This window comes from Streptomyces sp. NRRL F-5123, assembly GCF_000721495.1.
GTDB lineage: Bacteria > Actinomycetota > Actinomycetes > Streptomycetales > Streptomycetaceae > Actinacidiphila.
In genome coordinates, this window is the sequence record NZ_JOHY01000034.1 from 26,988 (window position 1) to 51,700 (window position 24,713).

At 72.8% G+C, this 24,713-nt stretch carries 20 protein-coding genes and 3 pseudogenes; 15 read left to right on the plus strand and 8 right to left on the minus strand.

Annotated features, from left to right (window positions below; all coding sequences use genetic code 11):
- Window positions 1-19: 19 nt before the first annotated feature.
- Window positions 20-305: pseudogene (locus tag IH54_RS43545) on the plus strand (integrase core domain-containing protein); the annotation flags it as partial.
- 85 nt (window positions 306-390) lie between these two features.
- Here the strand turns inward: IH54_RS43545 and IH54_RS0124150 are convergent.
- The 3 genes and pseudogenes from IH54_RS0124150 to ychF form a co-directional block, all read right to left on the minus strand.
- On the minus strand, window positions 391-2,061 hold the full coding sequence (locus IH54_RS0124150; protein WP_052397804.1) for a PIG-L family deacetylase: 1,671 nt from the start codon (window positions 2,059-2,061) through the stop codon (window positions 391-393).
- Window positions 2,062-2,266: 205 nt separating this feature from the next.
- Window positions 2,267-3,020: pseudogene (locus IH54_RS40145) on the minus strand (transposase); the annotation flags it as partial.
- A 252-nt stretch (window positions 3,021-3,272) separates the two neighbouring features.
- Window positions 3,273-4,361 (minus strand): redox-regulated ATPase YchF, encoded by a 1,089-nt coding sequence (gene ychF, locus IH54_RS0124160; RefSeq protein WP_031520372.1) that lies wholly within the window; start codon window positions 4,359-4,361, stop codon window positions 3,273-3,275.
- A gap of 370 nt (window positions 4,362-4,731) precedes the next feature.
- On the opposite strand from ychF, the gene IH54_RS40150 reads away from it, so the two are divergent.
- Window positions 4,732-5,196, plus strand: coding sequence for a DUF6542 domain-containing protein (locus IH54_RS40150; protein WP_063762363.1), 465 nt, complete (start codon window positions 4,732-4,734; stop codon window positions 5,194-5,196).
- Here IH54_RS40150 and ppgK read toward each other — a convergent pair.
- The gene (gene ppgK, locus IH54_RS0124170; protein ID WP_031520376.1) at window positions 5,117-5,860 is read right to left on the minus strand and encodes a polyphosphate--glucose phosphotransferase; all 744 of its coding nucleotides are present in this window, start codon (window positions 5,858-5,860) and stop codon (window positions 5,117-5,119) included. The genes IH54_RS40150 and ppgK overlap by 80 nt on opposite strands.
- A gap of 108 nt (window positions 5,861-5,968) precedes the next feature.
- The gene (locus IH54_RS0124175) at window positions 5,969-6,949 is read right to left on the minus strand and encodes a 4-hydroxy-3-methylbut-2-enyl diphosphate reductase (protein WP_107060241.1); all 981 of its coding nucleotides are present in this window, start codon (window positions 6,947-6,949) and stop codon (window positions 5,969-5,971) included.
- A 126-nt stretch (window positions 6,950-7,075) separates the two neighbouring features.
- Here IH54_RS0124175 and xseA point away from each other — a divergent pair, with 126 nt between their 5' ends.
- The 3 genes from xseA to IH54_RS0124190 all read left to right on the plus strand — a co-directional run bounded on the left by xseA (window position 7,076) and on the right by IH54_RS0124190 (window position 9,471).
- Window positions 7,076-8,308 carry an exodeoxyribonuclease VII large subunit gene (xseA, locus tag IH54_RS0124180; RefSeq protein ID WP_031520380.1) on the plus strand — a complete coding sequence of 411 codons (1,233 nt, stop codon included), beginning with the start codon at window positions 7,076-7,078 and terminating at the stop codon, window positions 8,306-8,308.
- Between the two features lie 121 nt (window positions 8,309-8,429).
- The gene (locus tag IH54_RS0124185; RefSeq protein ID WP_031520382.1) at window positions 8,430-8,714 is read left to right on the plus strand and encodes an exodeoxyribonuclease VII small subunit; all 285 of its coding nucleotides are present in this window, start codon (window positions 8,430-8,432) and stop codon (window positions 8,712-8,714) included.
- A 163-nt stretch (window positions 8,715-8,877) separates the two neighbouring features.
- Entirely contained in the window at window positions 8,878-9,471 is a 594-nt protein-coding gene (locus IH54_RS0124190) for a malonic semialdehyde reductase (protein ID WP_031520384.1), read from the plus strand.
- A 138-nt stretch (window positions 9,472-9,609) separates the two neighbouring features.
- Here IH54_RS0124190 and IH54_RS0124195 read toward each other — a convergent pair whose 3' ends face one another.
- A complete protein-coding gene (locus tag IH54_RS0124195) occupies window positions 9,610-10,161 on the minus strand; it encodes a DUF4245 domain-containing protein (protein ID WP_052397805.1) in 552 nt (183 codons plus the stop codon).
- A 196-nt stretch (window positions 10,162-10,357) separates the two neighbouring features.
- Between IH54_RS0124195 and glpX the strand changes: the two genes are divergently transcribed.
- Window positions 10,358-11,398: a class II fructose-bisphosphatase gene (glpX, locus tag IH54_RS0124200; RefSeq protein WP_031520388.1), complete on the plus strand. Its 1,041-nt coding sequence runs from the start codon at window positions 10,358-10,360 to the stop codon at window positions 11,396-11,398.
- A gap of 135 nt (window positions 11,399-11,533) precedes the next feature.
- Here glpX and IH54_RS0124205 read toward each other — a convergent pair whose 3' ends face one another.
- Entirely contained in the window at window positions 11,534-11,887 is a 354-nt protein-coding gene (locus IH54_RS0124205) for a WhiB family transcriptional regulator (RefSeq protein ID WP_031520390.1), read from the minus strand.
- A gap of 265 nt (window positions 11,888-12,152) precedes the next feature.
- The gene (locus tag IH54_RS0124210) at window positions 12,153-12,908 is read right to left on the minus strand and encodes a DUF1707 domain-containing protein (RefSeq protein ID WP_043182056.1); all 756 of its coding nucleotides are present in this window, start codon (window positions 12,906-12,908) and stop codon (window positions 12,153-12,155) included.
- Between the two features lie 201 nt (window positions 12,909-13,109).
- Between IH54_RS0124210 and IH54_RS0124215 the strand changes: the two genes are divergently transcribed.
- The 9 genes and pseudogenes from IH54_RS0124215 to IH54_RS47065 all read left to right on the plus strand — a co-directional run bounded on the left by IH54_RS0124215 (window position 13,110) and on the right by IH54_RS47065 (window position 24,662).
- Window positions 13,110-14,765: a fumarate hydratase gene (locus tag IH54_RS0124215; RefSeq protein ID WP_031520394.1), complete on the plus strand. Its 1,656-nt coding sequence runs from the start codon at window positions 13,110-13,112 to the stop codon at window positions 14,763-14,765.
- Between the two features lie 208 nt (window positions 14,766-14,973).
- Entirely contained in the window at window positions 14,974-15,867 is an 894-nt protein-coding gene (locus tag IH54_RS0124220) for a YhjD/YihY/BrkB family envelope integrity protein (protein ID WP_063762364.1), read from the plus strand.
- Between the two features lie 153 nt (window positions 15,868-16,020).
- Window positions 16,021-17,448: a class II fumarate hydratase gene (locus IH54_RS0124225; RefSeq protein ID WP_052397806.1), complete on the plus strand. Its 1,428-nt coding sequence runs from the start codon at window positions 16,021-16,023 to the stop codon at window positions 17,446-17,448.
- Between the two features lie 23 nt (window positions 17,449-17,471).
- A pseudogene (locus IH54_RS0124230) lies at window positions 17,472-18,155 on the plus strand (DUF402 domain-containing protein); the annotation flags it as partial.
- A gap of 571 nt (window positions 18,156-18,726) precedes the next feature.
- Window positions 18,727-19,392 carry a class I SAM-dependent DNA methyltransferase gene (locus IH54_RS0124235; protein ID WP_031520403.1) on the plus strand — a complete coding sequence of 222 codons (666 nt, stop codon included), beginning with the start codon at window positions 18,727-18,729 and terminating at the stop codon, window positions 19,390-19,392.
- A 111-nt stretch (window positions 19,393-19,503) separates the two neighbouring features.
- The gene (locus IH54_RS0124240; protein ID WP_052397807.1) at window positions 19,504-21,618 is read left to right on the plus strand and encodes an ATP-binding SpoIIE family protein phosphatase; all 2,115 of its coding nucleotides are present in this window, start codon (window positions 19,504-19,506) and stop codon (window positions 21,616-21,618) included.
- A gap of 109 nt (window positions 21,619-21,727) precedes the next feature.
- Window positions 21,728-23,179, plus strand: a complete 1,452-nt coding sequence (locus IH54_RS0124245; protein WP_031520407.1) for a catalase — start codon at window positions 21,728-21,730, stop codon at window positions 23,177-23,179.
- A gap of 168 nt (window positions 23,180-23,347) precedes the next feature.
- Window positions 23,348-24,322, plus strand: coding sequence for an SPFH domain-containing protein (locus tag IH54_RS0124250; RefSeq protein ID WP_031520409.1), 975 nt, complete (start codon window positions 23,348-23,350; stop codon window positions 24,320-24,322).
- 13 nt (window positions 24,323-24,335) lie between these two features.
- Window positions 24,336-24,662, plus strand: coding sequence for a hypothetical protein (locus tag IH54_RS47065; protein WP_234343770.1), 327 nt, complete (start codon window positions 24,336-24,338; stop codon window positions 24,660-24,662).
- Window positions 24,663-24,713: the final 51 nt, after the last annotated feature.

A 24,713-nucleotide genomic window follows, 5' to 3' on the forward strand; every position in this document is an offset into this window, starting at 1 on the left:
GCCGGCGCACTTCGCCCTTACCGAACACCTTCAGCGGGAGGGGATTGCGGCCTCCGTCGGGTCCGTCGGCGATGCCTACGACAACGCGCTGACGGAATCGACGATCGGGCCTGTTCAAGACCGAGCTGATCAAGCCCCGCCGGCCCTGGCGGAACCTCTCTGACGTCGAACTGGCCACCGCCGAGTGGGTCGACTGGTACAACCACCACCGCCTCCACGGCGAAATAGGCCACACCCCACCAGCAGGATACGAAGCCAATTACTACCTGACCGACCAGAAAGCCCAGGTCACAGTCAAGATCTAGGGTCTCCACCGAACCCGGAACGGCTCAGATCACCAATCGGACAGACACATCCGATCAACTGGCCGGCCCATCAAAGAGACACGCGCTAGACGCCCACCGTCTCCCGCAGGGTGAGCGCAGAGGCGGGGCGGGCGTAGGTCAGGGCGATGGTGCCGTCCGGTGCCAGCGCCACCGTGGGGACGTCGGCCGGGCAGGGCAGGGTTCCCAGGGGCTGGAAGGCCACCGGGGCGGAGGGGGCGGGCTGGGCCCAGTGGTGGACGGTGTCGCGGCCCGCAGCGAAGACGTGGACGCGGCCCTGGCGGTCGGTCACCGTCGAGATCCCGTCCTGCACCTCGGAGCCGCCGAGGTCGGTCCACGCCCCCCAGGTCCCGCCGGGCTCACGGACCCGGGTGGTGAGCCCCTTGGCGGCGTTCCGCACGAACACGTGCACCCGGCCGTCGGCGGTGCGTACCGCGGTCGGCGGGCCGACGCGCCGCCCCCGGTCCTCCGTGTGCTCGGGGTTGCCGAGCGACGTCCAGCGGCCGGCGTTCCCGACCACGATCTCCCGCGCGTTGCCGCCCCCCTGCCCGTCGAGGGCCGCGAACCGCAGCCCGAACACGAGCGTCCCCTCGCCCGGCATCGCCACGCACGCCAGCTGCGGTGCGAGCGGCCCGCCTCCCAGGTCCCTGGCGGGACCCCACCGCCCGCTGCCGGGCGCGGTCTCGTCGCGTACGGCCGCGTGCAGGCCCAGCACCTCGTACGCCGTGCCCGGCGCCCCCGCCGCGGCAGCGGGGACGACGACCTGACCGGCGCCCGGGTAGCGCCGGTGGGTCGAGCGTATCCAGCCCTTGCGGTTGGTCAGCGGCTCGTTGCGGCCCTGCCCGTAGTCGCCGCAGCCGCCGGGGTCGCCGCACGTCCAGTCGGGGTCGCCGCCGTACTGCAGCAGGAAGCGGGCCTTGAGCGCGACGGTCGCGGGCGGCAGGTTGAAGGGCCAGCGCTGGTTGTAGTAGCCGCGGTAGGCCGTGGTGGTGAAGCCGCGCGCACCCGACTCCGACCACCGCTTGAGCGCCTTCCACGCAAACAGCGCCACGGGCGTGTGGTCGCGGTGGTCGGAGTAGCCGACCTGGTCGCTGCCCTTGGGGTGCTGCTTGTCGTGGACCTGGATGTCCGGGTCGGGGTCGAGGGTGCGCACATGCGTGGGCGTGTACCGCTTCAGCAGCTCCACCAGGACGTCGACCAGCTTGTCGTGGGTGTACGTGCCGGTCGCGTCCGACGGCGACGGGCTGTCCAGGGCGGGCAGGTACGGCAGGGTCGTGCCGGGCTTGTCCCACAGCATCTGCACGCTCGCGCTCTGGTTCTGCTCGTGCATCGACACCTGGAGGAAGACCAGGCTGGCGCGGTGGGCGCCGTTGGCGAGCGTGTCGATCTGGGCGTGGAGTCCGCCCGGCAGGCCCAGCACCTCGCTGCGCCAGCGTGTGAAGTGCGGCAGCCCCAGCATGGTGGCGTACGCCTGCCGCAGCCCCTGGTGGCGCGCCGCCGAATACGCCGCCGTGTCGGCGTGGTGGTGCTTGTGCGAGCCGCCCGGCGGGATGTTCCTCCCCACCGACTCGCCCGCGGTCACGTACACCGACACCACCGGGATACCCGCCTGGATGTCGGACAGAATGTCGGGGTTCATGAAGAAGAGGTCGTCGTCGGGATGCGCCAGCACCTGCATGGCCAGCGCCCCGGCCTCCCTGCGGTACGGGCCCGACGGCGGCGCCGGCGCCACCTTCACGGCAGCCTCGCGCGACGCGCCCCTGCACCCTGTCCCGGCCAGCGCCACGGCTCCCACAACCCCGGCCAACGCCGCGCGCCGGGAGGGATGTTGTTCGTCATACGTCCTCATACCGGGCTTGAGTGGATTCCCCGCGGACGGGTTCCTTCCCGGGGGTGTGAGTTGCCCTACGGATCCGCGGGCGGCACGCGTCGGGCGTCTCGGTCTACAGCCGCACCCGTGGACGTAGGTCGTCCCCCCGCTGTTCCGCTGAGTGGCCGGGCGCTGTTGTGACGTCGGGGCGGTATTGCAGTTGGCGCAGGCCTCGTCGGATGGCGGTGATCAGGTCGTTCGGGTTGGCGAACGCGCGGTTGGCCGTGGTGGTGCGTCGCAGCACCGACCAAATGCTCACGACGGGAGGTCGGGTGCATAGGGCGGAAGCTGGTAGACGGTGAGCCAGTCACGCCCGGCGATGTAGCGGCGCATACCGGCGGTGAGGTGGGAGTTCAAGTTGTCCCAAACCAGTACGAGCGGGCCGCCGAGCTGCTGGTGTGCCTCCTGGACCAGGTCGCGGTAGTCCTTCCGGGAGAAGCTCTTGCGGCCATCGGGGCGGACGTCGGGGCAGGGTCGGTAGATCAGCCGGGACGGCTCGCCCGCTTTGTAGCAGGTCAGGGCGGCTACTGATAAGCGGCGGCGGGAGCGGCCCCGCACGCGGACGACCGGGGTGTGGCCGCGGGGTGACCAGGTGCGAGCGGTCGGCGGCGTCATCGAGAACCCGGCCTCGTCCTCGAAGACGAGCCAGCCGTCGAGCGCCGCCACGATCCTTCCGCGTCCGGCCAGGTCTCCTTCACCCAGTTCGCCACCCCGGCGTCGTCGCGCTCCACCGCCCGGCGGGCCGGCACCTGGCAGCTCCAGCCGTACCGTTTCAACAGCGCGGCGACACCCTGGACGGTGCAGCACTTGTGGAACCGGCGCCCAACTGGGTCCTGCCCAACTCCCTCACCCGGGCAGAAAGACGGGGCGACACCACGTGGGCGCCCACCCGTCATCCAGCGCCGATCCAGCGTCCGTACCGATGACCACGGATGGCGACAGATGACGAGACGTCAGCCCATCCGCCACGGATCCAGCGCGGATCCAGCACCCGGTACGACGACGGGGCCGGCCCCCACTCGGGCCGACCCCATCTGACCTGCACGTTTGCGGAATTATGCCACCTAGGCGAACACCCGCTACACGTTGAAGCGGAACTCCACCACGTCCCCGTCCTGCATGACGTAGTCCTTGCCCTCCATGCGGGCCTTGCCCTTTGCGCGGGCCTCGGCGACGGAGCCGGATTCGGTGAGGTCGGTGAAGGAGATGACCTCGGCCTTGATGAAGCCCTTCTGGAAGTCCGTGTGGATGACGCCGGCGGCCTCGGGGGCGGTGGCGCCGCGCTTGATGGTCCAGGCGCGGGATTCCTTGGGGCCGGCGGTGAGGTAGGTCTGGAGGCCGAGGGTCTCGAAGCCGACGCGGGCGAGGGTCGCGAGGCCGGGCTCGGTGGCGCCGACGGATTCGAGGAGTTCGAGGGCGTCGGCCTCGTCGAGCTCGGCGAGGTCCGCTTCGAGCTTGGCGTTGAGGAAGATGGCCTCGGCCGGGGCGACCAGGGCGCGCTGCTCGGCCTTGAAGGTGTCGTCGGTCAGCTCGTCCTCGTCGACGTTGAAGACGTAGAGGAAGGGCTTGGTGGTGAGCAGGTGCAGGTCGTGGAGGAGGGCGGCGCGCTCGGTGCCCTGGAGGATGCCCTGGGAGAAGAGGGTGTCGCCGCGCTCCAGGATGGCCTGGGCCTCTTCGACCGCGGCGACCTTCGGGGCGACGTCCTTCTTGATGCGGGACTCCTTCTGGAGCCGCGGCAGGACCTTCTCGATGGTCTGGAGGTCGGCGAGGATCAGCTCGGTGTTGATCGTCTCGATGTCGTCCTTCGGCGAGACCTTGCCGTCGACGTGGACGACGTTCTCGTCCTTGAAGGCCCGGATGACCTGGCAGATCGCGTCGGACTCGCGGATGTTCGCCAGGAACTTGTTGCCCAGGCCCTCGCCCTCGGAGGCGCCGCGCACGATGCCGGCGATGTCGACGAAGTCGACCGTGGCCGGCAGCACCCGGGCGGACCCGAACACCTCGGCGAGCTTGTCGAGGCGCGGGTCGGGGACGCCCACGACGCCGACGTTGGGCTCGATCGTCGCGAACGGGTAGTTGGCCGCGAGCACGTCGTTCTTGGTGAGGGCGTTGAAGAGCGTCGACTTGCCGACGTTCGGCAGGCCGACGATTCCGATGGTGAGCGACACTGGCGACTTCCCGTTGCTTCCGCGGCGGCCCCGTGGCGGGCCGCGGCGCCCTCCGGACGGGCGCGACGCCAGTCTACGGGGCCCGGGCCGGGCGGCCGCCCCCGCTTCGAACACCGGCGCCCAGGCGGGGGAATGTCGTCGTACGCTGCCGGATTTCCGGACGGGATACAAATACGCTGAGTAGGTGGATCAACACAGTGCGCGTACGGGTGGGCCGGGCGGCGCCCCCGCGCCCGTCGCCCCGCGGCCCGCTCCCGCCCGCCCGGCGGGCGGCAAGGCAGGGAGCAAAGGCGGCGGCGGGGCGGGAAAGCCGCGCAGACCCGGCCGGCTCGGCGGACCGGGCAGACCCGGCAGGGACAAGGCCACGGCCATGGCCGCCGCCCTCCTGCGCCGGCTGCGCACCCTGCGCCGCGCGCGCCCCCGCCCCCGCCTCACGGGCCTGGGCACCGGCGTGCTCACCACCCTCGTCACCGTGCTCGCGGGCGGCCTGGACGCCCTGCTCTTCGACGGGCCCGGCGTCTTCTTCGGCGTCGTCTTCGTCCTGGTGAGCGTGACCGCGGCGGTGTACGTGCGGCCGTACGACCTGGTGGCCGCCCCGGTGTCGGCGCCGATCGCCTTCGCCGTCGGGATCGCGCTGACCGCCGACAGCGGCGACGGGAGCTTCGTCGGGCATCTGCTCGGACTCTTCACCGGGCTCGCCCTGATGACCGGCTGGCTCTACACCGGCACGGTGGCCGCGGCGGTGATCGTCGCCGTCAGAGCTTTGCGGCTGCCATCGCGGCGCCGACGATCCCGGCGTTGTTCTGCAGCTCCGCGGGAACGATCTCCGCGCTGAGCCCGTGCCCGTGCAGGTAGGGCAGGAACTTCTCCGCCTTGCGGCTGACCCCGCCGCCCAGCACGAACAGATCCGGCGAGAACAGCATCTCCACGTGCGCGAGGTACTTGCGCAGCCGGTGGCCCCAGTGCTCCCAGCTCAGGTCGTCGTCCTCGCGCGCCTTGACCGAGGCGCGCGACTCCGCGTCGTGGCCGTGCAGCTCCAGGTGGCCCAGCTCGGTGTTGGGGACGAGGCGGCCGTCGACGAAGACGGCGCTGCCGATGCCCGTGCCGAGCGTGAGCACGATGACCGTGCCCCCGCGGCCGCGCCCGGCGCCGAAGGTCATCTCGGCTATGCCGGCGGCGTCCGCGTCGTTCATGACGACGACCGGGAGGCCGAGCCGCTCGCTCAGCGCCGCACGCGCGTCGACGCCGACCCAGCCCTTGTCGACGTTGGCGGCGGTGCGCGTCACGCCGTCCACGACCACCCCGGGGAAGGTCACGCCGAGCGGCCCCGACCAGCCGAAGTGCGCCACGACGTCGGCCACGCCGTCGATCACGCCGTCGGGGGTGGCCGGGTGCGGGGTCGGCACCTTGTAGCGCTCACCGGACAGGTCGCCCTTGTCGAGGTCGACGGGGGCGCCCTTGATGCCCGTACCGCCGATGTCCACACCGAACACGTTCATGACCTCCAGGCTAGAGGCGGGTCGCGGACCTCACCTCTTGTGGCTCCCCCCGCGGGAGGCGAACAGCAGCAAACCGGACCTTGTCCGTACGGGAAAATCCCGCAGTCCTTACGAGGTTTCCCCGGCGGTGGCCTCCGCACGCAGATCGCGCCGCAATTCCTTGGGCAGCGAGAACTGGATGTGCTCCTCGGTCGAGGTGACGACCTGCACGTCGCCGTAGCCGCGCGCGGCCAGCCACTCCAGCACCCCGTCGACGAGGATCTCGGGCACGGACGCGCCGGACGTGACGCCGATCGTGCGGACGCCCTCCAGCCAGGCCTCGTCGATCTCGTCGGCGAAGTCGACCAGATACGCGGCACCGGCGCCGGCCTGCAGGGCGACCTCGACGAGGCGGATCGAGTTCGAGGAGTTGCGCGAGCCGACGACGATCACGAGATCGGCGTCCGCGGCGATCTGCTTGATCGCGACCTGGCGGTTCTGCGTGGCGTAGCAGATGTCGTCGCTGGGCGGCGAGAGCAGGTTGGGGAAGCGGTCCTTGAGCGCGTCGACCGTCTCCATCGTCTCGTCGACGGACAGCGTCGTCTGGGAGAGCCACACGACCTTGTTCTCGTCGCGGACGGTGAGCCCCGCGACGTCGGCCGGGCCGTCGACGAGGTGGGTGCGCTCGGGCGCCTCGCCCATCGTGCCGATGACCTCCTCGTGGCCCTCGTGGCCGATGAGGAGGATGTCGTAGTCGGAGTCGGCGTAGCGGACGGCCTCGCGGTGGACCTTGGTCACCAGCGGGCAGGTCGCGTCGATGGTGGCGAGGCGGCGGGCCCCGGCCTCCTCGTGCACGACCGGCGCGACGCCGTGCGCGGAGAAGATCACGATGGAGCCCTCCGGCACCTCCTCCGTCTCGTCGACGAAGATCGCGCCCTTCTTCTCCAGCGTCTGCACGACGTACTTGTTGTGCACGATCTGCTTGCGCACGTAGACGGGGGCGCCGTACTGCTCGAGCGCCTTCTCGACGGTGATCACGGCCCGGTCGACGCCCGCGCAGTATCCGCGGGGGGCGGCGAGCAGGACGCGGCGGCTGGCTTCGGTCGTCATGCCGACCATCGTACGGGGGTGCTCTTGGCGGGCACGTGGGCGCTCGGGGTTTCGCGCGCCGCCGTCCGCGCTCCCGCGCGCCCCGCTCGGAGCCGGGGTGTCGGAGGGCGGCGCTAAGGTCGGGGGATGGCTCTCAGCACCTCGGCGGAAGCGCCGATCCCGGTCGGCGAGGTGTCCCGGCTGATCGGCGGGTGGATCGACCGGCTCGGCGCGGTGTGGGTCGAGGGGCAGATCACCCAGCTCAGCCGGCGGCCGGGCGCGGGCGTGGTCTTCCTGACGCTGCGCGACCCCTCGCACGACATCTCCCTCACCGTGACGTGCTTCCGCGCCGTCTTCGACCAGGTCGCGGACGTCGTCGGGGAGGGCGCGCGGGTCGTGCTGCACGCCAAACCGGAGTGGTACGGGCCGCGCGGCACACTGTCGCTGCGCGCGGTGGAGATCCGCCCGGTGGGGGTGGGCGAGCTGCTGGTCCGGCTGGAGCGGCTCAAGCGGCAGCTGGCCGGCGAGGGGCTCTTCGCGGCCGACCGCAAGCGCCCGCTACCCTTCCTGCCGCAGCTCGTCGGCCTGGTCACCGGCCGCGCGTCGGCCGCCGAGCGGGACGTGCGGGAGAACGCGCGGCTGCGCTGGCCCGCGGTCCGCTTCGAGGTGCGCAACGTGCCCGTGCAGGGCGCGACGGCGGTGCCGCGGATCGTCGCGGCGGTCCGCGAGCTCGACGCGCACCCCGAGGTGGACGTCATCGTGGTGGCGCGCGGCGGCGGCAGCGTCGAGGACCTGCTGCCCTTCTCGGACGAGCAGCTGGTGCGCGCGGTCGCGGAGTGCACGACGCCTGTCGTCTCCGCGATCGGGCACGAGCCCGACTCGCCGCTGCTGGACCTGGTCGCCGACCTGCGGGCCTCCACCCCGACGGACGCCGCCAAGCGCGTCGTGCCCGACGTGCGCGAGGAGCTGGCCCGGGTGCGGCTGGTCAGCGACCGGGCGCTGCGGGTGGTGCGCGGACTGCTGGACCGCGAGGAGCGCGGGCTCGCGGCGGCGCTGAGCCGGCCGGTGATGGCGCGGCCCGAGCGGATGATCGACGGGCGGGCGGACGAGGTGGCCGACCGGCTGGAGCGGGCCCGCCGCTCGCTGCGGCACGCGCTGGACCGCGCGGACGCCGACCTCTCCCACACCCTGGCCCGCGTCGTCGCCCTCTCCCCCGCGGCGACGCTGCGCCGCGGCTACGCGGTGCTCCAGCGGGCGGACGGCGCGGCGGTCCGCGACCCGGCGGAGGTCGCCGCGGGCGACGAGCTGCGGGCGCGGGTGGCGGAGGGGGAGTTCGCCGTACGGGTGGCGGCGGACGGCAGGGGCGCGGCGGACGGCTGACACGGCGGGCGGCAGGGGCGCGGCGGACGGCTGACACGGCGGGCGCCCGCTGAGACGGGGGACGGCTGACGCGGCGGACGGCCGGGGCGGGGCTGTCCGTGGGCGCCCCTAGGCTGGGCGCATGGGAGCAGACCAGGACACCACCACCGCGGCACCGGGCTACGAGCAGGCCCGGGACGAGCTGATCGATGTCGTGCGCCGACTGGAGGCGGGCGGCGCCACGCTGGAGGAGTCGCTCGCCCTGTGGGAGCGGGGCGAAGAGCTGGCGCGGGTGTGCCGGCGCTGGCTGGAGGGCGCCCGCAAGCGGCTGGACGCCGCCCTCGCCGCGGAGGACGCGGCGGACGCGGAGGCCGGCGCGGGGGAGGCAGCCGGGGAGCCGGAGGGGGACGAGCCCGACGCGGAATGAGCCCGTCCGGGGGCAGAATGCCTGGTCACCGGCATGAAGGGTGTGACCGGCGTCACAGTTGAACGCGGAATGGTTGAGTGTTCACACATGTTGGATCCGGTGTCCCACGACGGGACACCGCGTACCGACTGCTCAGAACGACTCTCCCCCCAAGAGGAAAACCATGACGCTCGTACTCGACCCCGCCGCCCAGGACCTGCTCTTCCGCGAGGCCCGCACCGCCAACACCTTCACCGACGAACCGGTGACCGACGAGCAGGTCCAGGCGATCTACGACCTGGTCAAGTACGCCCCGACGGCTTTCAACCAGCAGCCGCTGCGGGTCGTACTGGTCCGCTCCCCCGAGGCCCGCGAGCGCCTGGTGGCGAACATGGCCGAGGGCAACCAGCCGAAGACCTCCACCGCCCCGCTGGTGGCGATCCTGGCCGCGGACAACGAGTTCCACGAGGAGCTGCCGACCGTCCTCCCGCACTTCCCGCAGGCCAAGGACCTCTTCTTCTCCGAGCGCCCGGTGCGCGAGGCCTCCGCGGCGCTGAACGCCTCGCTCCAGGTGGGCTACTTCATCATCGGCGTGCGCGCGGCGGGCCTGGCAGCCGGCCCGATGACCGGCTTCGACGCCGAGGGCATCAACAAGGAGTTCTTCGCCGACGGCGAGCACACGGTGCTGGCCGTGGTCAACATCGGCAAGCCCGGCGAGGACGCCTGGTTCCCGCGCAACCCGCGCCTGGAGTACGACCAGGTCGTCACCACCGTCTGACGTGCGAGAGGCCCCGTCACCGTACGGGGCCCCGGATGCCGCGCCGCCCGCGTTCCCCCGCGCGGGCGGCGCTTCGTCGTTCCGGCGCCGGACCGGCACCCTCCCGCGGGCCTTTCCGGCGCCGCGTCGCTTGCGGCCCTACTGCTGCGCGCCGCCGCTCTCCTTGACGAGGGCCGCCACCGACGTGATCTGGGAGAGCGGGCCGGTGCCGAGCACCACCGTGGTGTGGCTCTGCTCCTGGTGCACCAGCGCGGTGTAGCGCTTGCTCTTCCACTGCTCCCACTGCACGCCGCCGGCGTTCACCGTGCCCGTGCCCTGCCGCTTGCCGTCGAGCGTGACCTCGGCGATGAAGGCGGCCGCGGCGGCGTTGCTCTGCTCGACGCCGACGTACTCCTTGTCGGTGCTGACGAAGCCGAGGTGCCAGGTCACCTTGTGCGGGTCCGTGGCGTCGAAGGTGTCCCCCGTGGGCGTCCAGTCCTTGCCGAGGCCCTCGGGGGCGGCCACCGGGTAGGGGGCGTAGCGCCGGGCCTGCTCCAGGGAGGCGGTGTAGTCGACCTTGAGCGACTTGGCCGGCGAGGCCTTGGAGTCGTGCGGGACGAAGAGGTAGATCACGGCGACGACGACGGCGAGGACCGCCAGGGACAGGAGGAGGTCCTTCACCGTCTTGTTGCCACGCTTGTCTGCTGCCACGCCCCTATCGTCCCCCATGCCCCGGCGCGTCCGGACCGCCGGGTCGGCCGCCGGGCGGACACTGCGCGGAGGGCGTCCGGGCGGCCACGGCACGTACCCGCTCATGTGACGGGTGCCCTGCTCAGATTCGCGGGCAGCAGGTAGGTTGGCGGCACCCTCAACCACCGGCCGTCCTCGTACAGAAAGGTGCGCTGCGATGACCGAGCACAACGGACAGAATCTGCCCCCCGCCTTGGAAGTGGCTCCCGAGGCACCCGACCGCAATCTCGCCCTGGAGCTGGTCCGGGTCACCGAGGCCGCCGCGATGGCCGCCGGGCGGTGGGTCGGGCGCGGCGACAAGAACGGCGCGGACGGCGCTGCCGTCAGAGCGATGCGGACCCTGGTGCACACCGTGTCGATGAACGGCGTGGTCGTGATCGGCGAAGGCGAGAAGGACGAGGCGCCGATGCTCTACAACGGCGAGCGGGTCGGCGACGGCACCGGTGCGGAGTGCGACGTCGCCGTGGACCCGGTCGACGGCACGACGCTGACCGCCAAGGGCATGCCCAACGCGGTGTCGGTGCTGGCGGTCGCCGAGCGCGGCGCCATGTTCGACCCTTCGGCGGTCTTCTACATGGACAAGCTGGTGGTCGGCCCGGAGGCGGCCGAGTTCGTCGACATCACCGCGCCGCCGTCGGTGAACATCCGCCGGGTGGCGAAGGCCAAGGGCAGCGCGGTGGAGAACGTCACGGTGGTGGTACTGGACCGGCCGCGGCACGAAGGCATCGTCAAGGAGATCCGCGAGACCGGCGCCCGTATCAAGTTCATCGCCGACGGCGACGTGGCCGGCGCGATCATGGCCGTACGCGAAGGGACCGGCGTCGACATACTGCTGGGCATCGGCGGCACGCCCGAGGGCATCATCGCGGCCTGCGCGGTGACGTGTCTGGGCGGCACGATCCAGGGCAGGCTGTGGCCCAAGGACGAGGAGGAGCGGCGCCGGGCACTGGACGCCGGGCATGACCTGGACCGGGTGCTCACGACGAGAGACCTGGTCAGCGGCGAGAACGTCTTCTTCGTGGCGACCGGCGTGACGGACGGCGAGCTGCTCAACGGGGTGCGCTACCGGCGCGAGACCGCGACGACGTCCTCACTGGTGATGCGCTCGAAGTCCGGCACGATCCGGCAGATCGACTCCGTGCACCAGCTGTCCAAGCTGCGCGCGTACAGCACGATCGACTTCGACCGGGCGCGCTGACCGGATCCCGGCCGCCCCTGCCGGGTGACCGGACGCTTCCGTACGCCCCCCGCGTACGCCCGCCGCACGCACCTCCTGCCCGGACCCGGCCGCCTCGACCCCGCGGCCTTCCGGGCAGGACGTGCGCCGCGGCGTTCAGCCCGCCACGGCTATCTGCTGGGCCGGGCGCTGCAGTTCGACCTCACGGCGGCGTCTGCGGGCGAGGACGACCCGGCGCTCGGCGGCGGTCATGCCGCCCCACACTCCGTACGGCTCGGGCTGGACGAGCGCGTGCTCGCGGCACTCCAGCATGACCGGGCAGCGGGCGCAGACCCGTTTCGCGGCCTCTTCCCTGGCCAGCCGCGCGGCGGTCGGCTCCTTGGAGGGCGCGAAGAACAGGCCGGCCTCGTCACTGCGGCACGCCGCGTCGGAGTGCCAGGGCCCGCCCAGGTCACGCGGGTGACCTGGTGGAGTGGTCGGTTCCGTGACGGGCTCGATCGGTTGAAGCACGGGATACTCCTGACGACGGCTCGTGGTCTGCCACGCCTGCCGCCCGCCGACTGCTCCCCGTGCGCGGCGTACGACAGCGGCAGCGCAGCTGCGTGTCCCGTTCCCCTACCCGCTGTACGCGACTTCATGCGCACCGTGTTCACCCATGAGCGCGCCAAGGCACCCCCGCTGACCTGGAGTTGGCGTGAACACGCAGCAGCTGTGGCGTACATACGCACCATCCGCCCCGGGTGCCGCGGTCGCGGTGCGGGGCGGCCCGGCCGCCTCAGTCGCCGAGCTGTTTCCTCGTCCAGTCCTTGACCTTCTTGCCGCGCTTGGCCTTCGCCTCGACGCCGCCCCAGAAGGCCACGCCGTCCACCCGTACGACGGGCGCGCCGGGGTCGGGGGACTCGTACGCCTTGATGTCGGAACCGCCCATGATGCCGATCACGCCGCCGCCGCGCAGCGTCACGTTCTCCGGCAGCTTGATGGTGACGCCGCCCATCACGGCGGTGCAGTGGATGACGAGTTCGGGCGAGGTGAAGGTCGCCTCGGACAGGTCGATGTCGACGCCGCCCAGGATCGCCACCGCGGTGATCTTGTGCCCGACGCGCCAGCGGCCCTTGCGCTCCGCGCCACCGAGGATGCCGACCAGGTTCGGGTTCTCGCCGCCGCCGTCGGCGTAGCCGCGCGGGGCGGCCGCCGGGGCCGCGGCGGGGTGGGCGGCCACGCCCGCGGGCAGGTCGGCGACGAGGGGCTCCAGCTCGCCCATGGTCTTGGCGGCGTAGACGTGGTCCAGCCGCTCGGAGTGCTCAGCCGAGTCGAGCCGGCCCTCGGCGAGCGCCTCGCGCAGGATGTCGGCGACGCGGTCCCGGTCGGCGTCGGACGCCCGCAGGCCCGCGGCGCCGGGGGCCGCGGTGGCGGCCGGGGCGGCGGGGGCCGCCGGAACCGCGGGGGCGGCCGGTGCCGCGGCGGGGGCCACGGCGGACTCGGCGGCGTCCGCCGGCTGCTGTCCGGGCTTCTGGAGCTGGGATTCGTCCACGCGCTCACGGTACAAGGACGCGATAGATCGCGACCACCCCGGGAACAGCCGGAGCCACCCCCCATCCGCCCCCTAGGGGACGGGGCCCGCGGGGGCCCGTACACCTCGGGGTGAGCCGGACCTCACAGGCGGGGGGCGGCGGGGACGCTCGTATGCTGGAGGGGCTTCAGCGACGACGCAGCCGAGTGAGGAATGCCCGATATGCCCGACTTCGAATACACGGATCTGCTCCCTCTCGGCGAGGACACCACTCCTTACCGCCTCATCACCAGCGAGGGCGTGAGCACCGTCGAGGCGGGCGGCCGCACCTTCCTCCAGGTCGAGGCCGAGGCGCTGCGCCGGCTCGCGGCCGAGGCGATGCACGACATCTCGCACTACCTGCGCCCCACCCACCTCGCCCAGCTGCGCCGCATCCTCGACGACCCCGAGGCCAGCCCCAACGACCGCTTCGTGGCTCTCGACCTGCTCAAGAACGCCAACATCGCGGCTGCCGGCGTGCTCCCGATGTGCCAGGACACCGGCACCGCGATCGTCATGGGCAAGCGCGGCCAGAACGTGCTGACGGCGGGCGGCGACGAGGAGGCCCTCTCGCGCGGCATCTACGACGCCTACACCAAGCTCAACCTGCGCTACTCGCAGATGGCGCCGCTGACGATGTGGGACGAGAAGAACACCGGCTCCAACCTCCCCGCCCAGGTGGAGCTGTACGCGACCGACGGCGGCGCGTACAAGTTCCTCTTCATGGCCAAGGGCGGCGGCAGCGCCAACAAGTCCTTCCTCTACCAGGAGACCAAGGCCGTCCTCAACGAGGCCTCGATGATGCGCTTCCTGGAGGAGAAGATCCGCTCGCTGGGCACCGCTGCCTGCCCGCCGTACCACCTGGCGATCGTGGTGGGCGGCACCAGCGCGGAGTTCGCGCTCAAGACCGCCAAGTACGCCTCCGCGCACTACCTGGACGAGCTGCCCGCCGAGGGCTCGCCCGCCGGGCACGGCTTCCGCGACAAGGAGCTGGAGCAGAAGGTCTTCGAGCTGACGCAGAAGATCGGCATCGGGGCGCAGTTCGGCGGCAAGTACTTCTGCCACGACGTGCGCGTGGTGCGGCTGCCGCGGCACGGCGCGTCCTGCCCGGTGGCGATCGCGGTGTCCTGCTCGGCCGACCGGCAGGCGCTCGCCAAGATCACCGCCGAGGGCGTCTTCCTGGAGCAGCTGGAGACCGACCCGGCGCGCTTCCTGCCGGAGACCACCGACGAGCACCTCGACGACGACGTCGTCCGCATCGACCTCAACCGGCCGATGGACGAGATCCGCGCGGAGCTGACCAAGTACCCGGTCAAGACCCGCCTGTCGCTGTCCGGCCCGCTGGTCGTCGCCCGCGACATCGCGCACGCCAAGATCAAGGAGCGGCTGGACGCGGGCGAGGAGATGCCGCAGTACCTGCGCGACCACGCCGTCTACTACGCGGGCCCGGCCAAGACCCCCGAGGGCTACGCCTCCGGCTCCTTCGGCCCGACCACGGCCGGCCGCATGGACGCGTACGTGGAGCAGTTCCAGGCGGCGGGCGGCTCCTTCGTGATGCTCGCCAAGGGCAACCGCTCCCAGCAGGTCACGAACGCGTGTGCCGCGCACGGCGGCTTCTACCTCGGCTCGATCGGCGGCCCCGCGGCCCGGCTCGCGCAGGACTGCATCAAGAAGGTCGACGTCCTGGAGTACGCCGAGCTCGGCATGGAAGCGGTGTGGAAGATCGAGGTCGAGGACTTCCCCGCCTTCGTCGTGGTGGACGACAAGGGCAACGACTTCTTCACCGACCCCGCCCCGGCCCCGACCTTCACCAGTATCCCGGTGCGTCAGGGGGCGTAGTCGCCTGACGGCAGTCGACAACGCCGCCAAGGGCAGCGACTTCTGCATCCCGGTGCGTCAGGGAGCCTGAGCCCGGGTGCCGTTCGGCCGTCGCCGCGTGATCCCTGCCCCGCGAAACGGGGCGTAAGGGGTAGCGGTGGCGGCCGAGTTGCGTTCGGGGGAGGCTGGCAGGTATCCACAGCTCAGGACGCTGGGAGGATGACGTGCCATGGCCGGTGTGATGAACGCGTGGAGGCGGTCCGCGGCCGGGCGGTTGACGAAGCAGGCGATGCACATCGAGCTGATGCACCGTTCGATGGCTTTCGCCGCACTGGGCTTCGTGACGCTCATGCCGCTGCTGGTGGTGGTCGCCGCCGCGACGCCGTGGGAGAACCGCCCGGGCTTCGCGCAGTGGGTCGTGGACGGCATGGGGCTCAACCCGGACGGCTCGCACCGGCTGCGCACCCTCTTCGCCGCGCCGAACACGGTGCTGAGCGCGACCAGCGCGTGGAGCCTGGCCTCGCTCGCGTACTTCGGGCTGTCCTTCGTGGCCAGCGTGGAGACCGGTTACCGGAAGATCTGGGACCAGCCGTCCGGGCCCTGGCACCGCGACTACCGGCGCACGGTGTGGCTGGTCGTGCTGACCGCCTACCTCTTCGGCGAGTCGCAGAGCGCCGCGGCGATGGGCAGCAACCTCGCCGAGCGCGGCGCCCGGATCGCCGCGACCTTCGTCCTCGGGGTCGTCTTCTTCGCCTGGGGCCAGAGCTTCCTGCTCTACGGCGCGGTGCGGGTGCGCACCGCGCTGCCCGGGGCGGTCTTCACGATGCTGGGGCTGGCCGGCCTGCGGATCTTCTCGCACCTCTTCTTCGCACAGCTGATGGTCAGCAACGGCGACGCGTACGGCCCGGTCGGCACCGTCCTGACGGTCGTGACGTGGCTGGTCGGCGTGGGCTTCGTGGTCTTCGGCGGCGCACTGCTGGGCCGCCACCTGCGGGACGTGCGGATCCTGCGGCGCGGCGCCGAGATCCCCCGGCCGCGGCAGGAGGGCTGGCTGGAGGAGCCCGAGGAGGCCGCGCCCGGCGTCCGCTGGCGCTCCGACGGCGCGGGCGGCGCGATCGACTGAGCCCCGGCGCCGGGTGACGCCCCCGGCGCGCCCGGCGCCCCGCGCCACCGGCGTACGTCCCCCGGCGCGCCCCGGCGCCGTACGCATCGGCCGCCCGGTGCGCACTGCGGGCACAGCGGGAACAAAGGCCCGGAGCGGGGCACTGTAGTAACCATGGACGTACACGGGACGGACGGCTCGCAGGGCGCGCAGGGCGCGGAGGGCTACCGCGTCGAGCACGACTCGATGGGCGAGGTGCGGGTGCCCGCGGCCGCGAAGTGGCGGGCCCAGACGCAGCGGGCGGTGGAGAACTTCCCGGTCTCCGGCCGTCCCCTGGAGCGCGCGCACATCGCGGCGCTGGCCCGCATCAAGGCCGCCGCGGCGCAGGCCAACGCGGCGCTCGGGGTGCTGGACGAGGACATGGCCGAGGCCATCGCGGCGGCGGCCGGCGAGGTCGCCGAAGGCCGCTGGGACGCGCACTTCCCGGTGGACGTCTTCCAGACCGGCTCGGGCACCTCGTCGAACATGAACGCCAACGAGGTCATCGCGACGCTCGCGACCGAGCGGCTGGGCCGCCCGGTGCACCCCAACGACCACGTCAACGCCAGCCAGTCGTCCAACGACGTCTTCCCGTCCTCGCTGCACATCGCCGCGACCGCCGCCGTGACCGGCGACCTCGTCCCCGCGCTCACCCGTCTGGCCGAGTCGCTGGAGCGCAAGGCCGCGGAGTTCGCGGACGTGGTGAAGTCCGGCCGCACCCATCTGATGGACGCCACACCCGTGACGCTGGGCCAGGAGTTCGGCGGTTACGCCGCCCAGGTGCGGTACGGGATCGAGCGGCTGGCGGCGTCGCTGCCGCGGCTGGCGGAACTGCCGCTCGGCGGCACCGCGGTCGGCACCGGCATCAACACCCCGCCCGGCTTCGCGGCCGCGGTGATCGCCGAGGTCGCGGAGGCCACCGGGCTGCCGCTGACCGAGGCGCGCGACCACTTCGAGGCGCAGGGCGCGCGGGACGGCGTCGTGGAGACCTCGGGCCAGCTGCGGACGATCGCGGTGGGCCTGACGAAGATCGCGAACGATCTGCGCTGGATGGCGTCCGGACCGCGCACGGGCCTGGCCGAGATCACGCTGCCCGACCTGCAGCCGGGCTCGTCGATCATGCCGGGCAAGGTCAACCCGGTGGTGCCGGAGGCGGTGCTGATGGTGGCGGCGCAGGTGATCGGCAACGACACGACGGTCACGGTCGCGGGCGCGGCGGGCAACTTCGAGCTGAACGTGATGCTGCCGGTCATCGCCCGCAACGTGCTGGAGTCGGTGCGGCTGCTGGCGAACGTCAGCCGGCTGCTGGCCGACCGCACGATCGACGGCATCACCGCGAACACCGCGCGGGCCCGCGAGTACGCCGAGTCGTCGCCCTCCGTCGTCACCCCGCTGAACAGGTACATCGGCTACGAGGAGGCGGCGAAGGTGGCCAAGCGGGCGCTCGCCGAGCGCATCACCGTCCGCCAGGCGGTGCTGGACGGCGGCTACGTCGAGCGCGGGCTGCTGACGGAGGAGCAGCTCGACACCGCGCTGGACGTGTTGCGTATGACACGCCCGTAACGCGTGATCCGTAAGATCTGTTCATGACAGCCCGAACCGAGAGCGGGGCGGCGGCCCCGGCAGGAGACCCGAACGGCGGCCGCTGGGCGCCCGGCGACCAGGTGCTCTGGCGCTACCGGGGCAACGGCGCGGACGACGGCTTCCACATCGCGCGCCCGGTCACGGTGGTGCGCGACGACCCGGACGTGCTCGCGGTGTGGATGGCGCCCGGCACCCCGGTGGTGCGCCCGGTGCTCACCGACGGCACGCCCGTGCACCGCGAGCCGCTCGCGACCCGCTACGTCAAGCCGCGCACCACCCGGGTGGAGAAGTGGTGGGGCAGCGGTGTGCTGAAACTCGCCCGTCCGGGTGAGCCGTGGTCGGTGTGGCTGTTCTGGGACGAGAGCTGGCGCTTCCGCAACTGGTACGTGAACCTCGAACAGCCGCTGCGCCGCTGGTCGGGCGGGGTGGACTCGGTCGACCACTTCCTCGACATCGCGGTGCGCCAGGACCGCGCCTGGCGCTGGCTGGACGAGGACGAGTTCGCGCAGGCGCAGACGGACGGGCTCATGCCGCCCGCGCTGGCGGCGCAGGTCCGGCGGGACGGGCGGCGCGCGGTCGAGGCGATCCGGGCGTGGGGCCCGCCCTTCCGCGACCCCTGGCCCGACTGGCGGCCCGACCCGTCCTGGCCCGTCCCGGCGCTGCCCGCCAACTGGGCCCACGAGCCGGACGAGGGCGCCGCGCGGGACGGCGGGAGGGGCGGCCCCGCGCGGGACGGCGGGGCCGAGGGCGCGTCCGGTACGCCCGCTCCGTCCGGTACGCCGGACGCGCCCGGCGGCCCGGGTGCGGCGGGCGGAACCGGCGGGCCCGGCGTTCCCGCCGGTCGGGGGCTTCCCGTCCGGCGGGCGAGACGATCGGTGTGAACCCCTTGTTGCGCCCCCGAGCGGCAACCGTAGGATCGTTCTCCGGAGCATCGCAGAAACGCCGATCTCAGCCTAGAGTTTGACGCCGCGTCACCAGTACGCCCGGTGGACGCCGGGCTCCGTATACGTTCCGGGGCCCGCCCCGGGCGGCCCGGCACCATCGGAAGAGCAGTCAGGGAGGCCCTGAGCAGTGGGAAGCGGCGGCGAGGAGCGCGCCGTGCCGAATGGGCACACGCGCAGCACGCACAGCACCCCGGCGGACCCTGCCGGCCCGGAAGCGGCCGGTTCCGAGGGCGCGCAGGGCACCGGAGGCGGCAGCGGCGGGCCTGACGGGCTCGACGCGCTCGACGGCTTCGGCGACGGTGACGGCGGGGGGCTGGACGGCGTACCGCCCGACGACCGGCCGTGGGGCCGCGCCGAGCAGGCCGGGGCCTTCGACGCGATCGGCGACCGCTACGACCAGGCCTTCCCGACCAAGCAGAGCCAGCTGACGGCCGGCGCATGGCTGGCCGGCACGCTGCCGCCCGGTTCCCGGGTGCTGGACCTGGGCTGCGGCACGGGCGTGCCGACCGCGCGCCAGCTCGTCGACGCGGGCCACCGCGTCACCGGGGTGGACCTGTCCACGGGGATGCTCGCGCTGGCCCGGGAGAACGTGCCGGAGGGCGAGTACCTCCAGGCCGACATCGCCCACCTGCCGCCCGGCCCGCCGCTGGAGCCCGGCGGCTTCGACGGCGTCGCCGCCTTCTTCTCGCTGCTGATGCTGCGCCGCTCGGAGATCCCGGAGACGCTGCGCGCGGTCCACGAGCTGCTCGCGCCCGAGGGCCTGCTGGCGCTGTCCATGGTCGAGGCGGACGTGGACGACGTGCCCATCCCCTTCCTCGGCCACACCGTCCGGGTGTCCGGCTACCTGCAGGACGACCTGCGGAAGGTCGTCACGGATGCGGGCTTCGAGGTGATCAAGGAGGATGCGTACGCGTACGCGCCGGCCAGCACGGACGTACCGCCCGAGCGGCAGATCTACCTCTGCTGCCGGCGGGCCTGAAACCACGCCCGCGCCCCGGACGTCCCACACACGCAGGCAGGAACGCCGTACCGATCACCCCCCAGCCCGCCGCGGCCCTCGCGTGGCGCCCAGACGGATGGAAACACTCGCGTGACCACGGACCCGCCCCGCCCGCCCCGGCCCCCCGCCGCGCCTGCGCCGGACCCGCGCGGCGGCTACAGCCTGCCCGAGAAGCAGACTGACGAGGCGGCGGAGCCGCGCACCGAACCCCGTACCGGCTCCTGCGGCGACCCGGTGGCCGAGGCCCCCGCCCGCCCGCGCCCGGCGTCGCCGGAAGCGGCCCGGCACCGGGGCCCCGGGCTGCCCGGCAAGGGCCAGGAACCGGGCGGCCCCGGTGGTGAACCGCCCGCCGCGCCGCGAGCCGGCGAGGAGTCGCTGAACTCCTTCGTGAGCACCCCGCCGCGCGGCACCCCCGTCGAAGCAGCCGGCCACCCCGCGGACGAGGAGTCGGGCGCGATGCGCATCCCGATGCCCGCGCAGACCGGGCCCGAGGCCGACCGGCTGCGCTATGTCGGCGCCGCCACCCGGCGTATCGCCCGCGGTGTCGACCTCGACGAGATCCTGCTGGGCCTGTGCCGCTCGGCGGTGCCGGCCTTCGCCGACGCGATCCTGGTCTACCTGCGCGAGCCGCTGCCGGTCGGCGACGAGCGTCCCTCCGGGCCGCTGCGGCTGCGGCTGCGCCGCTCGGACGGCGGCCTCGAAGGCCCGGCCGAACCGGACGACGACCGGCCGGTCGGGGCCTCTCCGCTGCTGCCGTCGCTGGTGCCGGCGGCGGAGTCCTCCTACGGCGGCACCGGGGACTCCATCGGCGTGCTGCTCGACGGGCCGCTCGCCGAGGTGCTGCGCGGGGTGCGGCCGGTCTTCGCCGACTCGCTGCGCGCCGCCGACGCGCTCGCCGAGCTGCTCGGCATCCCGCAGGACGACCCGTCCGCGCTGCCCACCGGCCGCCGCGCACTGCTCGCGCCGCTGCGCGGCCGCCGCCGGGTGATCGGCGCGGCGGTGCTGCTGCGGCGCGCCGAGCGCAGCCCGTTCGAGACCGACGACCTGCTGGTGGCCGCGCAGCTCGCCACGCACACCGCCCTCGGCGTCGACAAGGCCGTGCTCTACGGGCGCGAGGCGTACATCGCCGACGCGCTGCAGCGCGAGATGCTGCCGGACTCGCTGCCGCAGCCGACCGGGGTGCAGCTGGCCAGCCGCTACCTGCCCGCGGCGGAGTCCGCCCGGGTCGGCGGCGACTGGTACGACGCGATCCCGCTGCCCGGCAGCCGGGTCGCGCTCGTCGTCGGCGACGTCATGGGCCACTCCATGACCTCGGCGGCGATCATGGGCCAGCTGCGCACCACCGTGCAGACGCTGGCGGGCCTGGACCTCGCGCCGCAGGAGGTGCTCTACCACCTCGACGAGCAGGCCCAGCGGCTCGGCCAGGACCGCATGGCCACCTGCGTCTACGCCGTCTACGACCCGATCGCGCACCGCCTGGTCGTCGCCAACGCGGGCCACCCGCCGCCCGTGCTGCTGCACGCCGACGGGCTCGCGGAAGTGCTGCGCGTCCCGCCGGGTGCGCCCATCGGCGTCGGCGGGGTGCCCTTCGAGGCCGTCGAGCTGCCCGCACCCGCGGGCGCCACGCTGCTGCTCTACACCGACGGCCTGGTCGAGTCCCGCTCCCGGGACGTGTGGGGCGGGATCGAGCTGCTGCGCGAGCGGCTGCACGACGCCGCGTCCGTCGTCTCGCCGCCGCCGCTGGAGCCGCTGTGCGACGAGGTGCTGGAGATCCTCGGGCCCGGCGACCGGGACGACGACATCGCGCTGCTCGCCGCCCGTTTCGACGGGATCGCGCCGAGCGACGTCGCGTACTGGTTCCTGGAGCCGCAGCCGCAGACCCCCGGCCGGGCCCGCCGCCTGGTCCGCCAGGCGCTGCGCCGCTGGGACCTGGAGGACCAGCTGGAGGCGGCCGAGCTGCTGGTGAGCGAGATCGTCACCAACGCGGTGCGGTACGCCGAACGGCCCATCACCCTGCGGCTGCTGCGCACCGACGTGCTGCGCTGCGAGGTCGGCGACGACGCCCCGCTCCTCCCCCGGATGCGCCACGCCGCCCCGGAGGAGGAGGGCGGCCGCGGCCTCTACCTCGTCAACCGCATGGCCCAGCGGTGGGGCGCGACCCGCCTGGGTGCGGGCAAGGTGGTGTGGTTCGAGCTGCCGTTGTAGGCCATGTCCGACAAACGGGTGGCCGCGCGGACGGGTGCGCTCGGAGTGCCGGGGCCGTGGGAGGGTGCGACGGTGAGGGCAACTCCACCCTCATCCGCGGCGAGGAAGTATGACGAACGTACCCCCCACCACGAACAACGCCGGCATTCCCGTCGAGAGCGACGAGCACTCCCTCACGCTCGGTCCCGACGGGCCGATCCTGCTCCAGGACCACTACAACATCGAGAAGATGGCCCAGTTCAACCGCGAGCGGGTGCCCGAGCGGGTCGTGCACGCGAAGGGCAGCGGTGCGTACGGCCGCTTCCGGGTCACCAACGACGTCAGCCAGTACACCAAGGCGGACCTCTTCCAGCCGGGGCGCGAGACGCGCATGCTGGCCCGGTTCTCGACGGTCGCCGGTGAGCAGGGCAGCCCGGACAGCTGGCGCGACCCGCGCGGCTTCGCGCTGAAGTTCTACACCGAGCACGGCAACTACGACCTGGTGGGCAACAACACCCCGGTCTTCTTCGTCCGCGACACGATCAAGTTCCAGGACTTCATCCGCAGCCAGAAGCGCCGCCCCGACAACGGGCTGCGCGACAACGACATGCAGTGGGACTTCTGGACGCTGTCGCCGGAGTCCGCGCACCAGGTCACGTGGCTGATGGGCGACCGCGGCATCCCGAAGACGTACCGGAACATGAACGGCTACGGCTCGCACACGTACATGTGGATCAACGGCGCCGGCGAGAAGTTCTGGGTCAAATACCACTTCAAGACCGACCAGGGCATCGACTTCCTCACGCAGGCGGACGCCGACGCGCTCGCCGGGGAGAACGCGGACGCGCACCGGCAGGACCTGTGGGAGGCCATCGCGCGCGGCGACCACCCGTCGTGGACGCTCAAGGTGCAGGTCATGCCGTTCGAGGACGCGGCGGACTACCGCTTCAACCCGTTCGACCTGACGAAGGTGTGGCCGCAGGGCGACTACCCGCTCGTCGAGGTCGGCCGGATGACGCTGGACGAGAACCCGGAGGACTACTTCGTCCACATCGAGCAGGCCGCGTTCGAGCCCTCGAACATGGTGCCGGGCGTCGGCCCGTCGCCGGACAAGATGCTGCTCGGACGGCTCTTCTCCTACCCCGACACGCACCGCTACCGGATCGGCCCCAACTACGCGCAGCTCCCGCCCAACCGCCCGCACGTGCCCGTGCACTCCTACGCCAAGGACGGCCCGATGCGCTTCGAGCCGAATCGCGTGGGCGCCCCGTACGCGCCGAACTCTTACGGCGGCCCTGCCGCCTCCCCCACGGCGTACGGCGACATCGCCGGCTGGCAGGCGGCGGGCGACATGGTGCGCGAGGCGTACACGCTGCACCGCGAGGACGACGACTTCGGGCAGCCCGGCACGCTGGTGCGCGAGGTCATGGACGACGCGGCGCGGGACCGACTGGTCGGCAACGTCGTCGGGCACCTGGGCGACGGGGTGAGCGCGCCGGTGCTGGAGCGCGCGTTCGCGTACTGGCGCAGCATCGACCGGCAGACCGGCGACCGGATCGCGGCGGCGTTCAAGGCCGCCTGACACCCCCTCCCCGCAGGACCGCAGCCCCGAGGACACGTGCTGACGCCCCGTGCCTCGGGGCTGCACCGCGCCCGGGGTGGGCCCGGCCGGGGAATTGTGATATCACTTTGCTAGACCAACGGTCGTGGACACGACCGGGCACCACCTCGGGACCACAGGGGGAATCCGATGTCAGAGCACAAGCCCTCGGCCACCGCCGCCGACACAGCCACCGCACCCGCACCCGACGGCCCGCCGCTGCTGCCCGCGCCGCGCTTCACCGAGCGGCGGGCGCTCGGCATGTCGGGGCTGCCGTTCATGCTTCTCGCACTCGTCGTCGTCGCGGGCGGCGTCACGCTCATCGCGCTCGGCGGCACCAGCGCGCACAAGGAGCCGGGCGCGGGGGCCACCGCGGAGATCCTGCTCGGCGTGCTGATCGTGCTGTGCGCGCTCGTCACGCTCTTCGGCCTCACCCAGGTCGCCCCGGGCGAGGCGCGGGTGACCCAGCTCTTCGGGCGCTACCAGGGCACCATCCGGCAGGACGGGCTGCGCTGGGTGAACCCCTTCACCCGCCGCCGGAAGATCTCCACCCGGCTGCGCAACCACGAGACGGCCGTACTGAAGGTCAACGACGCCTACGGCAACCCGATCGAGCTCGCGGCCGTCGTGGTGTGGCAGGTCGAGGACACCGCGCAGGCGGTCTTCGCGGTCGACAACTTCGTCCGGTTCGTCGGCATCCAGACCGACACCGCGGTCCGGCACATCGCCACCAAATACCCCTACGACGCCCACGACGGCGACTCGCTCTCGCTGCGCGGCAACGCCCAGGAGATCACCGAGCAGCTCTCGCAGGAGATCGCGGTACGGGTCGGGTCGGCGGGCGTGAAGATCATCGAGTCGCGCTTCACCCACCTCGCGTACGCGCCCGAGATCGCCTCGGCGATGCTCCAGCGCCAGCAGGCGGGCGCCATCGTCGCCGCGCGGCAGACCATCGTGGACGGCGCGGTCGGTATGGTCGAGTCGGCCCTCGCCCGGATCACCGAGCAGGGCATCGTGGAGCTCGACGAGGAGCGCAAGGCGAGCATGGTGAGCAATCTGCTGGTGGTGCTGTGCGGCGACCGCGCGGCCCAGCCGGTGCTCAACACGGGGACCCTCTACCAGTGACGGAGCACCGAAGGTGACCGAGCCCGGCGAGGCGGAGGCGGCCGCCGAGAGCGAGACGCCGGCGGCCGCCGGCAACGGGGCGGGGACGGGGGCGGCCGGGACGGGGGCGGCCGCCCGCCGGGCCCGCAAGCAGGTGCTGCTGCGGCTCGACCCGGCCGTCCACGACGCCGTCGCGGCCTGGGCGGCGGCCGAGCTGCGCAGCACCAACGCGCAGATCGAGTTCCTGCTGCGGCGCGCGCTGGGCGAGGCCGGGCGGCTGCCACTGTCCGCCCGGCCGATTCCGCGCCGCGGCCGTCCGCCCCGTGACACCTCTCCCGAGGATCCGCCCGCACCCTCCTGACCAGCCGGTATTCCCTTCGGGGTGATTATCCCCCGTGCGTATACACACGAT

Excerpts from the sequence above, each read along its gene's own strand:
- IH54_RS0124220 (WP_063762364.1), top strand. The coding sequence starts at position 14,974 with ATGGCCGGTGTGATGAACGCGTGGAGGCGGTCCGCGGCCGGGCGGTTG.
- glpX (WP_031520388.1), top strand. The coding sequence starts at position 10,358 with ATGACCGAGCACAACGGACAGAATCTGCCCCCCGCCTTGGAAGTGGCT.
- IH54_RS0124250 (WP_031520409.1), top strand. The coding sequence starts at position 23,348 with ATGTCAGAGCACAAGCCCTCGGCCACCGCCGCCGACACAGCCACCGCA.
- IH54_RS40150 (WP_063762363.1), top strand. The coding sequence starts at position 4,732 with ATGGCCGCCGCCCTCCTGCGCCGGCTGCGCACCCTGCGCCGCGCGCGC.
- IH54_RS0124185 (WP_031520382.1), top strand. The coding sequence starts at position 8,430 with ATGGGAGCAGACCAGGACACCACCACCGCGGCACCGGGCTACGAGCAG.
- IH54_RS0124225 (WP_052397806.1), top strand. The coding sequence starts at position 16,021 with ATGGACGTACACGGGACGGACGGCTCGCAGGGCGCGCAGGGCGCGGAG.
- IH54_RS0124190 (WP_031520384.1), top strand. The coding sequence starts at position 8,878 with ATGACGCTCGTACTCGACCCCGCCGCCCAGGACCTGCTCTTCCGCGAG.
- ppgK (WP_031520376.1), bottom strand. The coding sequence starts at position 5,860 with ATGAACGTGTTCGGTGTGGACATCGGCGGTACGGGCATCAAGGGCGCC.
- IH54_RS0124215 (WP_031520394.1), top strand. The coding sequence starts at position 13,110 with ATGCCCGACTTCGAATACACGGATCTGCTCCCTCTCGGCGAGGACACC.
- IH54_RS0124175 (WP_107060241.1), bottom strand. The coding sequence starts at position 6,949 with ATGACGACCGAAGCCAGCCGCCGCGTCCTGCTCGCCGCCCCCCGCGGA.
- IH54_RS0124245 (WP_031520407.1), top strand. The coding sequence starts at position 21,728 with ATGACGAACGTACCCCCCACCACGAACAACGCCGGCATTCCCGTCGAG.
- xseA (WP_031520380.1), top strand. The coding sequence starts at position 7,076 with ATGGCTCTCAGCACCTCGGCGGAAGCGCCGATCCCGGTCGGCGAGGTG.